15 protein-coding genes are annotated in these 12398 nt (G+C 60.8%); 8 read left to right on the top strand and 7 right to left on the bottom strand.

Going from position 1 to position 12398, the window contains the following annotated elements; all coding sequences use genetic code 11:
- Positions 1-3: 3 nt before the first annotated feature.
- A complete protein-coding gene (locus SynA1544_RS08025) occupies positions 4-1809 on the bottom strand; it encodes a DUF262 domain-containing protein (protein WP_186512883.1) in 1806 nt (601 codons plus the stop codon).
- Positions 1810-1811: 2 nt separating this feature from the next.
- Entirely contained in the window at positions 1812-5312 is a 3501-nt protein-coding gene (locus tag SynA1544_RS08020) for a TM0106 family RecB-like putative nuclease (RefSeq protein ID WP_186512881.1), read from the bottom strand.
- Positions 5313-5532: 220 nt separating this feature from the next.
- Between SynA1544_RS08020 and SynA1544_RS08015 the strand changes: the two genes are divergently transcribed.
- Positions 5533-5754 (top strand): type II toxin-antitoxin system Phd/YefM family antitoxin, encoded by a 222-nt coding sequence (locus tag SynA1544_RS08015; RefSeq protein ID WP_370594058.1) that lies wholly within the window; start codon positions 5533-5535, stop codon positions 5752-5754.
- Positions 5751-6143, top strand: a complete 393-nt coding sequence (locus SynA1544_RS08010; RefSeq protein WP_186512877.1) for a type II toxin-antitoxin system VapC family toxin — start codon at positions 5751-5753, stop codon at positions 6141-6143. The genes SynA1544_RS08015 and SynA1544_RS08010 overlap by 4 nt, the downstream gene beginning before the upstream one ends.
- A 34-nt stretch (positions 6144-6177) precedes the next feature.
- Here SynA1544_RS08010 and SynA1544_RS08005 read toward each other — a convergent pair whose 3' ends face one another.
- A complete protein-coding gene (locus tag SynA1544_RS08005) occupies positions 6178-6579 on the bottom strand; it encodes an HD domain-containing protein (protein WP_370594057.1) in 402 nt (133 codons plus the stop codon).
- A gap of 63 nt (positions 6580-6642) precedes the next feature.
- On the bottom strand, positions 6643-7098 hold the full coding sequence (locus tag SynA1544_RS08000; protein ID WP_186512875.1) for a hypothetical protein: 456 nt from the start codon (positions 7096-7098) through the stop codon (positions 6643-6645).
- 98 nt (positions 7099-7196) lie between these two features.
- Here SynA1544_RS08000 and SynA1544_RS07995 point away from each other — a divergent pair, with 98 nt between their 5' ends.
- The 3 genes from SynA1544_RS07995 to SynA1544_RS14715 all read left to right on the top strand — a co-directional run bounded on the left by SynA1544_RS07995 (position 7197) and on the right by SynA1544_RS14715 (position 8576).
- Complete coding sequence (locus SynA1544_RS07995; RefSeq protein WP_186512873.1) at positions 7197-7565, top strand: hypothetical protein; 369 nt, start codon at positions 7197-7199, stop codon at positions 7563-7565.
- Between the two features lie 72 nt (positions 7566-7637).
- Positions 7638-8036 carry a hypothetical protein gene (locus SynA1544_RS14720; RefSeq protein ID WP_255477511.1) on the top strand — a complete coding sequence of 133 codons (399 nt, stop codon included), beginning with the start codon at positions 7638-7640 and terminating at the stop codon, positions 8034-8036.
- 12 nt (positions 8037-8048) lie between these two features.
- Positions 8049-8576 (top strand): NAD(P)-dependent oxidoreductase, encoded by a 528-nt coding sequence (locus SynA1544_RS14715; RefSeq protein WP_255477510.1) that lies wholly within the window; start codon positions 8049-8051, stop codon positions 8574-8576.
- Here SynA1544_RS14715 and SynA1544_RS07985 read toward each other — a convergent pair.
- The gene (locus SynA1544_RS07985; protein ID WP_186512871.1) at positions 8546-9313 is read right to left on the bottom strand and encodes a class I SAM-dependent methyltransferase; all 768 of its coding nucleotides are present in this window, start codon (positions 9311-9313) and stop codon (positions 8546-8548) included. The two genes, SynA1544_RS14715 and SynA1544_RS07985, sit on opposite strands and share 31 nt — an antisense overlap.
- 57 nt (positions 9314-9370) lie before the next feature.
- On the opposite strand from SynA1544_RS07985, the gene SynA1544_RS07980 reads away from it, so the two are divergent.
- Positions 9371-10096 carry a YcgJ family protein gene (locus SynA1544_RS07980; protein ID WP_186512869.1) on the top strand — a complete coding sequence of 242 codons (726 nt, stop codon included), beginning with the start codon at positions 9371-9373 and terminating at the stop codon, positions 10094-10096.
- A 27-nt stretch (positions 10097-10123) separates the two neighbouring features.
- On the opposite strand, the gene SynA1544_RS07975 is transcribed toward SynA1544_RS07980, so the two are convergent.
- A complete protein-coding gene (locus SynA1544_RS07975) occupies positions 10124-10378 on the bottom strand; it encodes a hypothetical protein (protein WP_186512867.1) in 255 nt (84 codons plus the stop codon).
- Positions 10379-10384: 6 nt separating this feature from the next.
- On the bottom strand, positions 10385-11197 hold the full coding sequence (locus tag SynA1544_RS07970) for a hypothetical protein (protein ID WP_186512866.1): 813 nt from the start codon (positions 11195-11197) through the stop codon (positions 10385-10387).
- 157 nt (positions 11198-11354) lie between these two features.
- Between SynA1544_RS07970 and SynA1544_RS07965 the strand changes: the two genes are divergently transcribed.
- Positions 11355-11552 (top strand): hypothetical protein, encoded by a 198-nt coding sequence (locus SynA1544_RS07965; RefSeq protein WP_186512865.1) that lies wholly within the window; start codon positions 11355-11357, stop codon positions 11550-11552.
- Between the two features lie 26 nt (positions 11553-11578).
- The gene (locus SynA1544_RS07960; protein ID WP_186512864.1) at positions 11579-12289 is read left to right on the top strand and encodes a response regulator transcription factor; all 711 of its coding nucleotides are present in this window, start codon (positions 11579-11581) and stop codon (positions 12287-12289) included.
- Positions 12290-12398: the final 109 nt, after the last annotated feature.

Raw genomic sequence — 12398 nt, 5'->3', positions numbered from 1 at the left:
GGTTTAAAGGCTCTCCACCCAGGTCTTGATTTTCAGCGCCATCAGCTTTCGACGCTCTTCCAGAAACGCCTCGTAATTAAGTGACGCTGCGTCCAGAACGGATACAGGGATGCAATGCATGGCGAGGTTGCGCTCAAGCTCTTCCCGCGAGGTAATGCCGCCATACAGCTGAGGACCACCAGAGCACTGCTCCATCATCTGACCGAGATAAAGCTCGGGTGCTTTATCTGAAATTGCGATATTGATTTCGGTTTGCGTAATCACGAAGTTAGCGATCTGGTTGTATTGGCCGCGAGCAACCCCCTGGCGTTGTAAGTGTTTGCGGGGGAAGAAGTGGTGCTTGTCTCCATGGTTTTGCATCAAATCGCGCACGGTGATGTGCGTCGACAGGAATCCTTGGTCTCCGGCATTCACCTGAGCAGCTTGATAAGCAATGAAGTAAGGGCTGATTGAGGAGGAGGTCACCATCAGCTGCGGAAGCATCCCTGTCCAGAAGGTGGCGGGAAGTTCGTTTTCCAGAACAGCATCAGTGAAGTTGCGCAGGCCTTGGCTGGTGATTTGGCGAATGTCGAAGTCAAAGGTTGATTCAGGGCTTCCTGAATAGCGCCCTGTTAATACCGACATGGCAAACCAGCGGCGTACAAGGCTTTCCAGCTCATTGGCTGGATGCTTCTCTTGTCTGCCGCGTAAATAGAGGATATAGGCGAAATTGACGGCGTTGCGGCTCCGGATGAGATCGCTGGTGATGAAACCTGCGGAACGCAGGATCATCGTGAGTCGCTCAAAGTGAGTTTCACTGATGAAATTGTAGATACCTTTTTCTAATTTTTGGAATGATTCCTCAGAAATCGCCTCTTCGTATTGCTTGCTGGCAAAGTTTCTTCCTGAAAGTAAGGCGACGAGATCTTGCAGTTTGCCGCGTCCAAATTCTGAGGTAAAGGCCACCCGCAGCATGTCTGTATATGTCGGGTCGTAGATGTCATCGTTGACATCCTTGAGCCAGCTCATCTTTTGGAAAAAAGGTGTTGCGGCAAAAGTGGGATCGTGCTTCTCCAGTTGGCTGTGAAATTCCGGGGCAACCGCCAAATGGCAAAAATATTCAATGGCTTTCCGCAGTGTGTTGCCGCCGTAGCTTTCATTGACGGCGATTTTGGACATGGCGAAGTCGGCTTGCGATAGCTCTTTGCCAGCGGAATTCACGCGAATGAAGATTTCAGTGACCGTTTCGATATCGAGGTCTTCTGCAAGTTCAATCAGGCCGACGTGATTGCTTGTGATTTTGAGCAAATTCTGTAGTGCTTTGCCGACAGTCTTTCGATCTGCGCTGGGGTTGCGCTCCATATAGCAGTCGATTTCTTCGAGCAGGTCGGCATCGGCTTGGAACAGTGTTGAAAGATCAGGGATCCACTGAACGTTTTTGGCGATGGCAGGGTTGCTGACCTCGAAAAAGGGCTCGTCTTCTTTTGCCAAAGGGTTGAACGCAATCCTGATCCGGACCCGTGCATAGTCCTTGGTGAGAACTTCCATGCCGAGTAGCGCTGCCATCATCGCGGTGATGCGCTGCTGGCCATCAATCAGAATTCGCTTTCCCGCTGAAGATGATCCGTCTTTCAGCTTGATCGTGGGATTTTTCCAGGCGATCAGGTACCCAACCGGATAACCCTGATAAAGGGAATCGAGAAGATTTCGAACTTTGGTGGCCTCCCAGACAAAGGGCCTTTGAATTTCAGGAATTGCAATTTCCTTGCTCTTCACCCAGGTGAGCAAAGTTTCGATGGGGTGTGGTGTAACGGAATAGCGCTGCGCCATGGTTATTCGTTGCCTCCAGCTGTGTTGTTTTCGATCACCTCACACAACCGATTGATCTGCTCGGCCTCCGCCACCGTGTTGGCGATGCCGCTGGCCAGGCGTGGTGAACCCACCACGATTGAAAGGCATTGCGCTCGGCTGATTGCCACGTTCAAGCGGTTGGGCTCCAGCAGAAAGCTCAGCCCTCGGGGTGCCTCATCTCCGCTGCTTGCCGTTAAGGAGTGAATGGCAACCGGAGCCTCTTGCCCCTGGAACTTGTCCACCGTGCCCACCCGGGCTTTGCCAGCCAGCCGTTGCTGCAGCCGGTTCACCTGCACGTTGTAGGGCGCCGTCACCAGGATGGTGTCTGGCGTCAGCGTGCCTGCTGCGATGCCTCCGGCTTTGGCGTGTTGATAGCTGCCCCCCAGCAGGGCATCCACCAATGCTTCGATGCGGTTGATTTCTTCCTCGCTGCAGACGCTGTTGCCGCTGTGCGCCACCGGATCAAACACCAGGCCTTCACCTCTTAATAGCTGCCCATCACTGCCTTGGCAGGGTGTGCCCCAACTGATGCGATTGGCGCTGTTGGCTGGGCTGGCCTTAAGCCGGTCCTCATAAAACAGCCCACTCACCATCGCCGTGAGGCTCGGTTCCATTCGCCAGCTGGTGGAGAGAAACACGCCGCGATCGCCTGGCACCACCGAGGCGCCTTCCATCCAGTACTCCAGGCAGCTTTGGCCTGACTCCCCGGGGTGATCGGCCTGGGAGGGCTGGGCCAGTTGCTGTTGATCGCCCACCAGCAGGATCGAGCGCGCGCAGCGTGCCATCACCAGCAGATTGGCGAGCGACATCTGCCCCGCCTCATCCACCACCAGCCAATCGAACTGATCCGCCAGTTCCTCTTTGCAAAACATCCAGGTGGTGCCGCCCACCACTGCCATGGCCTCAGTGAGTTGGCCGGGCTTCATCACACTGATGCCTGCGGCGGTCAGCGCTTCTTCTTTGCTGTTGTTGCACTTCACCACTTCGCCGGGCACCCCTGCAGCGCTGCAGGTGCTCTTGGCTTTTTTGAGCAGGTTGTTGATGGCGGCATGGCCGTTGGAGCTGATCGCCACCCGTTGGCCTGAGGCCACCAGTTGGGCGATCACCTGGCCGGTGACGGTGGTTTTGCCCGTGCCCGGTGGGCCCTGCAGCGCCAGGCTGATGCCGGAATGCTCCTGCAGAAAACCCGCCAGGGCATCGGCAACCGCGTTGGGATCTCCGGCAATGGCTGCATTGAGCTGTTGCAGTGCTGGCAGCGGGTGCCGTTCCAGCAGTTGCAGGATTGCCGGCGGGATCGGCTGGTGCTCGTGCACCCACGCCATGGCCTGCTCCTCCAGCCGTTCGCGCAGGCTCTTGCTGATGTCTGCCGGCACCTTGATCACCGAGGTGGCGTGTTTGGGGATGCCCTCGCCCTCGCCGTTGGCGAGGCGTTGATCCCGCTTGCTCCAAGGCAGCTTCAGGCTCAGCGTTCCTCGTTCGGCATCCAGCGCATCCACATGCAGCTTCAGGCCGGTGGCGGGCAGTTCCACCGTCAGCCGGCCGTCGCCATCGCCGGCATGCAGCTTCAGCGGTTGGCTGGGGTCAAAGCGGAAGTGGTGGATGTCGGCGCCGGTGCGGGCACTGGGGCGTTCGTCCATCCCCACCCATTGGGCGTCGGCGATCGCTTCGCCGTCGTCGATCAGCTCCGATGGGCTGAGTTCGGCCTTGGAACGACGATCGAAATAGCCCCACCAGCTCACCTTGGCTTCGCGGTGGTGGAACGGCAGCAGCTGAGCCAGCAGCCTGTGGGCCCGCCAGCTCATCCCGCGCGGCCCCAGTTCACCCTCATCTGCCAGGTGGTCAGGAATCTCCTCGAGCAGCTGTTGGCTGAGCAACTCCAACGGTTGTGGTTCCCGTGGCTCTTGATCAGCGTCATCCAGGGGCTGCTGCAGGGGTTGTTCCGGCAGACCTTGCTCACGCCTGAGCTTCAGCAGCCAGTCGTGCAGGAACACCGTGCTTTCGCAGTCTTCGCGGTTGTAGTCCTCAATCGCCTGCAGCTTCGGACTGGCTTTAGGTGCTTCACCGGGTCGCTCCGGCTCGCCGGAGAGCTGCCAGTGCAGGTAGGCCACTACTGAATCGCCGGCGTTGGTCACCCCCGCCTGGCGCTGCTCCATATAAAGGTGCTCCACCTTCTTGATCGAGTAGTTCGGCTCACCCAGAACGATTGCGCTGGTCACCACCGGCAGCAGGTCCACCAGCAGGCCGCTGCGCAGCCAGTCGTCGATCTCCGCTTCCCGCGTGGCGTGCTGCTGCGCCAGTCGTCGCATGGCTGTTTTTTCATAGGCCGCGTAGTGGTAAATCCGCAGACCCGGGCACTGACGGCGCCGTTCCTCCACCCAATCCACCCATCCCTCGAAGGCGCGTTTTTCCTCCGCTTCGCTGTGGGCCCAGAACGCCTTGAACAGGGGCTTGCCGCCAGCAGTGTCGCGATAGCAGGCACCGAAGAGGTATTCGAGCTTGGTTCCCGCCACGGAATCCTGGATGCCCTCCATGTCGAACCAGATGTCGCCGGGATCCGCTGCCGGCAGCGCTGCCAGGCCTTTGCCCGCCACCAGCGGCCGAAGCCGAAACGCCGGACGGCCGTTGGCATCCACAGGGGTGAGTTGCAGTTCGGCTTGTTGGCGCAGTTCATGCAAGGCCTCGCCCGACAGCCCTTTCACGCTGCTGCCAGCCAGCAACGCCGCCAATTGCTCGATTGTGTTGATGCCGTCGGCGCGCAGTTTCTGGCGTTGGCTCTGGCGCATGCCCGCCACCAGCATCAAGTCCCGCTGCTGCTCGAGCCGTGCGTCGATGAAGGCCGTCCAGCCGCCGTGATCACCCGGGGCATCCTCCGGTGGCTGGCTGGGGTCAAAGCTTGCTTGAAACGCCGCGAAGCGTTGACGCAGCAGGTGATACCAAGCCCAGAACTGATCGGTGCCATAGGGCTGGAACTTCCCGCCGCCCAGATAGAGCTCGAACTGATCGGGGCGATGCCCCAGCAGCGGAGTGAGCAGCTCGCAGTAGGCCGAGGCCTGCACCAGGAAGGTGGTTTTCGGTTTACTGGCGAGCTTGCACTCGATCGGGATGTAGCTCCACTCCCCCAGCAACGAGGGGCGATCAATGCGCCTGAGCAGGTCGGCACTGCCGCGCATCTCCTCATTGCAGAGCGAGGCCTGGTGGATGAAGTCAAAACCGTTGGCCATTGCAGCCTGGGTGGCGGCGTAATCGGCCTCGCTTTGTTTGCCTGGAAGGCGGGCAATCCGGTGCCCTTCCCTCTCCAGCTTCTTGAGCAGCACCTGCTCATGCCGGAGGCCATCAGCGAACAGCTGCTGATCCAGCTCACTCACCGCTGGCTTGCTGCCTTCAAACAGCTTGCGTGCTTCCAGCTCCTGCCACCACGCCCCGATCACTGGGCTGATCGAAAACAGCGACAGCTGGCTTGGTGTGATCAGGCGGGAGGGCATGAACGTGCATGTTCGTTCTCAGGATGGTTCTGGCCAAGGGTTTTGGGCATCCCTTGGTTGAGGGAGATGCGCCCTAAGCCAGCCACGCACTTGAGGGGTCAGTCGCTGACGCTGCCAAGGAGGGCGGTGGCGGTTGTCTTTGGCAGGTTTGAGCTCTGCTCCAATCTGACGACTCAGAACTAAGCTAAGACTTAGTTTAATGCGGTCGCTGATGAAACCAGTGAACATCCATCAGGCCAAGACCCAGCTCTCCCAGTTGCTGCAGGTGGTGGAGCAGGGGGAGGAGGTGGTGATCGCCCGGGCCGGCGTCCCAATTGCGCGTCTGGTCAGCTGGCAGGACCAAGACCGGGCCGTGTCAGCGCCAGGCGCGATGCGCGGCCTGATCCAGATGGCGGACGACTTTGATGCACCGCTGGATGCGCTATTCGAGGCGTTGCCATGACACGGCTGTTGCTGGACACCCATCTGGTGTTGTGGTGGCTGAATGGAGATTCACGGCTGCCCAAGGCGGTGGTGGAGCGCGTGCAGATGCCCGAGGCGGAAGTCTTTGTCAGCCAGGCTTCTCTCTGGGAGATGGCGATCAAGGTGTCGCTTGGTCGTCTACAGGTGGATCTGGCGGAACTGGAGCGCCAGGTGCCGCTCCAGGGGTTTCGCTGGTTGTCGATTCGCCAGGCTCATCTGTTGGCGGTGGCAGAACTTGATTGTGATGGCGAGCATCGTGATCCGTTTGACCGGCTTCTGGTGTGCCAGAGCCGAACGGAACCGATGCTCCTGCTCACGGTTGATCGGCAGCTGAGCCGCTATGGCACCACCGTTCAACGGGTGGGATAACGACACCCCCTCACCGCCACGGGAACCCCGATGCCTATGGGAGTGTCAGCGCAAAGTGCTGCCATGGCGTTGGGGATAGGTGTTGGCCCAGCTCTCGGTGGTGGATCCCGCTGGAATCAGCTGCTGATAGGCGTTGCTGCTGAGGATGGCGTCCACGGCTTCCCCCAGGAGCTCGACTGAGCGGCTTTCTGGAAGGCGATCGTGAGGCCAATGGCTTGCCGGCGAGGGAGTCGAGATAGCGGGTTTTGCGCAGCAGCCAGGGTTCTTTTTCGCCCGGCTGGGCCTCAGGAGAGGTGTCGGTGCAGTCGCGCACGATGTCGGCCACCGCCACCCCGAAGCGCTCGGCAATCGAGGCGTGGCTCTGGCCAGCGTCTTCGATGGCGTCGTGCAGAAGAGCTGCAATCGCCTGGTCTTCATGGCCGCCGTCTTCCCACACCAGGGCGCTGCGGCCGATGCAGCTCGTCGGCCCATTGCAGGGCCTCGCCGTAGCGGGGGGTGGTCATCGTGTGGCTCCTGCGCACTGCGCCTCAATCAATGGTTTCAACTCTGTGAAGGGCACCGGATCTCCAAACAGTTCTTTCAAAGGGTTGAGGCTGATGCTGTGTTGATTTGGCAGTGCCTCAGTCGGCACCACCCAAAAATCCCAGTGATCGAGATCTTCTGGAGACTTCCCTCGCATCAGGCAAAACACATACAGATCAGACACCTTCTGCCGCAGGGAGAACACGATTGAGGAAGGGCGCTCTTGCGACCAGCTCTGCTCATAGGCCGCTGATTTGATTTTGATGGTGATGCCGTTGTAGGTGGCATCAACGGGGGCCCATTCCTCTCGGAATTCACTGTTGATGTTCAGTGCACGATGCACGAGCCATTCGGCAAAGGCTCCTCGCGTTCTGTTCTCCAACAGATGGCCACTGTTCCAGCGATAGAAGGCATTGAAGTCGCTGATCTGCATGTCTCCTGTGCTCGTCCTTTCACCTTCCTTCGATTGCTCTGGCATCACATCCCCCATTTGAGGGATGAATGCATTGCGATGTCTCCCCCAACCGAGGGATGGCAAAGGGGTTGGCTGCGGCAAGCCTGAGGCAGGCCCTAGCGGCTTTCGTTGTCTGGATGGTGGCCATGCGCGAGATTTCAAACCAAGAGCTCATTGCTGATCGCATCCCGGCGAATGATGGTCATCATCAGGGCTTGATCCGCTTCGCGCACACGTTCAACGGCTACACCTTTCTCGATGGTGCGGATCCCTCAGAACAGTTCCGTGCCAACTGGGCCGACCTTTCGTTGAGCGAGCTGCGCTGTCTGCTGTTTCTCTACGTGCGCGCTGATCGCTGGGATGGAGGCATGAGCACCGATTGGTCACTGATGTGGGATCTGGTGGCAGCCATTCGTGGACGCGTGGAGGCCGGGGAGCTGGATTGAGCTGGAGGGGTTTAACCCCGAAACTCAGAGCAAGCGATGGCCGGCCGGTGAAGGGGGGATCAACATCAGGCCATGGTTGATTCTTCGCTCCCCCGCGCCGTCTTCCTCGATGCCCTCAGCCTCGGGCCGGTGGAACTGGCGCCGATCGAGCAGTGGTGTGCACTGACGGCCTGGCCCTCCACCGCAAACGATGAGCGCCTGGAGCGGTTGTGTGATGCCGAGATCGCCATCACCAACAAGATTCCTCTGGATGGGGAGCTGTTGCGCCAGCTGCCCAAGCTGCGCCTGATCTGCGTGGCCGCCACCGGCACCGATCAGATCGACCATGCCGCTTGCCAGGAGCTCGGCATCCGCGTCCACAACGCCGGTCGCTACAGCCGCGCGTCGGTGGTGCAGATCACCTGGGCCCTGATCCTTGAACTCTGCTGCGCCATGGACCAGCGCCGCAGGGATCTCGCTGCAGGCAGCTGACAGCGCAGCCCGGTGTTTTCCGTGATCGAACCGGAGTTCGATGAATTGGAGGGCCAGACCCTGGTGGTGCTCGGTGCCGGAGACATCGGCCGCGGGGTGCTGACTGTTGGCGAGGCCTTTGGCATGCACTGCATCGGCCTCACCAGCCGCAGCAGCACGGCCGATCTGGAAGCGGCCCTGCGCCAGGCCGATGTGCTCAGCCTCCATGCCCCGCTGACGCCGCAGACCCAGCACCTGATCAATGCCCAGCGGCTCAGCTGGATGAAGCCGACCGCCCGGCTGGTGAACATGGCCCGCGGCGCATTGGTGCAGCTCGAGGATCTCTGTGCGGCCCTGCGCAGCGGGCAACTCGCTGGTGCCGCTTTGGATGTGCTGCCAGTGGAACCTCCCGGCTCAGAACTGCAAGCCTTGCTGGATACTCCGAATCTGTTGATCAGCCCCCACATGGGCTGGAGTTCCCGCCAGGCCCGCAGCCGTTTGGTGCAGACCATGGCGGGGCATCTGCAGGCCTACGTCTCCGCTGAAGCGGCTTCGGCCTGACCCTCAGCGCGGCACAGCCAGAGGCGGATGAACAATCCCTGATACAGCTGCAGCGGTGCCCTCCAGCCGGCTTGCTCGAGCGCCGCCGCGAGTCGGCTGGCATCCAGGGAAAACACCACCTTGTTGCGGCTGTCTCTGATCTTTTCCAGCCTGTCGTCTGGCACGCCCCGGTCGATCAGCCGTTGCCAAGCCACCTGGAACACCTCCCGTTGGCTTTCGCCGTCCTCCGCTTCGCTGTAGGCACTCAGCAACAGCACGCCACCATCAGCCGTGCACTGGGTGAGCTCGCGCAACATCGCGTTCTGCTCCTCGCTGGGCAGCAGATGAAGCACGTTGTGGCACACCACCAGATCAAACCGGGCGCCCTTCAGTTCGTCGTTGAGGGCCTCATTCAGGGTGGAGAGGTGCAACCGGCAGCGGCTGCTGCCGGGGTGATCCGCAACGGTTTTGCGGCATTGCTCCAGCATCAGCTCACTGGGCTCGAGCACCGTCAGCGCAGCATGTCCGCAGGCGTTGAGCAGCTCTGGAAGTTCATCGCCGGGGCCGGGGCCCACCACCAGCACCTGCTGCGCATCGCTGGATGTGCTGCGGATCGCGGCTCTGGCGATCTCGTGCAGAACGTCGTGGCCGGGGATGGAGTCCTGAATGCTCTTGCGATAGCTGCGCCCGTAGTCGCCGTCGAAATCAAGGGAGGGCATCGGGCACCGCCATGGAGCTGCCTCAATGATGGTCGCCATGGCTGACGCAGCGACATTTCATTTCTAATTTTCAGTCGTGGTTCTCTGCGGATTGGGATGAACTCTCTTGTCACAGTTGCCGGTGTCGCTGCCCTGCTGGTGAGTCCTTTGGCAGCCCAGGCCAACAGTGATGCCATCACCTTTCCCCGTGCGGGTGAGGTCTGCGATCAGGTGGGCCAGGTTTGTTACGACAGCTATGGGCCTTCGATCGGCATCACCAAGATCTACTTCGGCCAGTTCGCCGCGGATCGCCTCTCACAGAACCTCAGCCGCTCCAGCAGCCGCGACTTCCGGCTCAGCTCAGGTCAGGCCTGCAGCATTTCCATGCGCACCTGTTGGAACGATGGCTGGAATGCGCAGAACAAAGACAAACGGCTCACCAGGCAGTTGTTCGCCTCCGCCCCGGCTCAGCCGCAGCCCCATGCCCACAAGCAGGTGGCCAAGCAGAACGGGTTCTGCAGCCTCAGCGAGGCTGGCCGACCCATGTTCGATGGACCCTGCGATCTCAAGCAGGTGGTGAAGGGCAACACCAGCCGTTTTCGCATTCACCTCAGCAACGGCAACACCTATGTCTTTTCCAATAAGGGAGGCCACAGCTACACCATCAAGGATTCCTTTGGGGGCAGCTGGCCGGTGACCTTCGTGGATCACGGCAACACGGGTGTGTTCCGCTTTGCCAATTACAAGCTGGTGGCCACCCAGAACAACGGCAGTTCTCAACCCACAACAGGGGAGGTGGCCGGAGCGGCCGTCGGCGCGATGCTTGAAAACCTGTTCCGTTAACCCGTTGGTTCGTCCTGGTGCCCTGCGTCACGGGCGACTCCAGATCACGGCCAGGGCGATGCCGTAGGCCAGCAGGGGCAGCATCAGGCTCGCCATGGCCACGCCGATGGCAAGCTCCAGGCTTGGTTGGATTCCGAAAAGCGCCAGCAGCGCTCCCGTCAGATCGGCAACGGCTCCGTACCAGAGTGGCCAGGCTGCAAAGAGCAGGCTGAGCGCCGCGGTCGCCACCAGTGTGGCCGCCCTACGTCTGTGGCGCCGCTGTCGTTGCACCGGAGATGGCATCGGCGATCAGTCTCGGGGGCTGCTCACCGTGATCCGGTTGCCGTTGCCGCCGATCTCCTCGAGTTCAAAGGAGTGATGGCCGCTCATCGCCCAGCGCTGACCTGAGCCATCCACCATCTCCCGGCGATCGGTGGTCGGCACGCCGACGGGCGTGAAGCTGAAGATCGGGCCTTCGGCGTGGGAGAAATAGAGCGTGAAGCCGTCCTTCGCTGCGGGCTCGGTTCTGCAGGTGGAGTCGATGCCATTGAGCGTGCAGGCGAGCGGCCACGTCGCTTTGTTTGGAATCGGGGGCAGTTCCGTGAGATCGGGAAAGTTGCCGCGGATGGAGCCCTTGGCGTCGTAGGTCACCACCTGGAGGGACCCGGATCCATCCAACGGCTTGGCCAGCTGGACCATGGCAACGCCGCTGTCGCATGGCCGTGGTTGCAGGGTGAGCCGGACGACGCCGTATACAAGGTCCGTCGGCTCCGTGGGAGGAATCAGCTGATCGGGAAAGCGGCCGTTGTGTCCCCAGGGGAGTTGTTCAACGCTGTAATCGCTGTCGCAGATCCCATTGACGGCGTTACCCCAGCGCACCCGGTTCGGTTCGACGCTGAGCACATCGAGTACAGCGCGCCCGGCAGTGCTGTTGCCCTGCCAGCGTCCCAGAAAAAAATTGTCGCTGTTCCAACCCCTGGGTTTTTCAGGGTTCGCGGCGGGTTGTTCAGCCTCCGGTGCCGGTGCCGCCTTTTTGGCCTGGGGTTCACTGCAGGCCCCGAGCAGAAGGGTGGCTGTAAACAAAGCAGTGCAGCCGCTGCAGATCCTGATCATCGTGCCCATGCGCCGTGGGGCGCCCAATTGCTGATGGTCACGTCATAACCCCCTGATGCGAACCATCCCTCATCTGAGGGAATGCCGCGTTTTGCTGTCTCCCTCAACTGAGGGATGTGGAATGCATTGGCTTGTTGCTCAATAAGGCCATGCGCCGTTGGTTTGCATGTCTCCTCTTTATGACCTGATTCTTCAGCACAGGGGAGAGCTGCAGACCGAAACCGTGCAGGTGGTGGATGCCGCCCAGGCCTGGCGCCTGGGGCGTGATCGGTATCCGCACTGCATCCGCGGCGTTGTGCGTCGGGATGGCTCTCAAGATCGCTCTTGTGATGGCTCCGCAGCTGAGCCATCCAAACGCCGCTAAAAAAAGGGGAATCCGATCGGCCTGGGATGGAGCTGCGGCTCGAGTCGCGTGCGCTGAACTCAGCCATCGAAGCGACGGCTGAGTTTTTTAAGTCACAGCGGGTGGTGGCCTGCTGCGGAGATCGCCTCACTCTTACCTGCCTCTGCCTGGCGGAGCCGATTCGCCGGGCCGTGGTGGGAGCTGCAACCACTGAGGAAGAGGGTGTTGAGCTGGTGCTGCGCCACAAGCCGAGCCTGCTGATCTGCACGTCAGATCTGGAGACCGGCTATGGCATGAACCTGTTGCGGCGGGTGAAGGCGGAGCTGCCCACCTGCCAATTGCTGATCGTGCTGGTGCGGGACACCCAGGCCGTGGTGCAGGAGGCGATGCAGGCCTATGCCGACGCGGTGATCTTCAAATCAAGCCTCGGCACCGGCAAGGGCGATTTCGTTCAGGCCCTCCAAACCCTTTCCGAAGGCGGCGTCTATTTCCCCGAGGAGATTCGCCAGCTTGGTGCGGCCCAGGCGCCGCATCCGAACCTGCCGCCGTTGATTGAAGAACTCACCGAGCGGGAGCTTGAGGTGGTGGCCGGGGTGGCCCGCGGCCTCACCAACCAGGGCATCGGCAGCAGCCTCGGCATCTCAGTCGAAACGGTGAAGACCCACGTGGTGAATGCCAAAGACAAGTTGGGTGCTGCGGATCGCACCCAGCTGGCGGTGATGGCGTTGATCTATGGCCTGATCGATCCCCTCGGCTGATTCCGCCGCTGGATCCACAGCGACGCCACCCACAACCAGCAGGTCTGCGGCAGCCATCGCCTTTGGCTTGTGCGCCGTGAAAAGGATGGATCTCAATCCGTGGAGCTCA

It is taken from the genome of Synechococcus sp. A15-44 (assembly GCF_014280115.1).
Classification (GTDB): Bacteria; Cyanobacteriota; Cyanobacteriia; order PCC-6307; family Cyanobiaceae; genus Parasynechococcus.
Note: the sequence above shows the minus strand (reverse complement) of the source record. Positions and strands in the feature narration are given on the sequence as shown.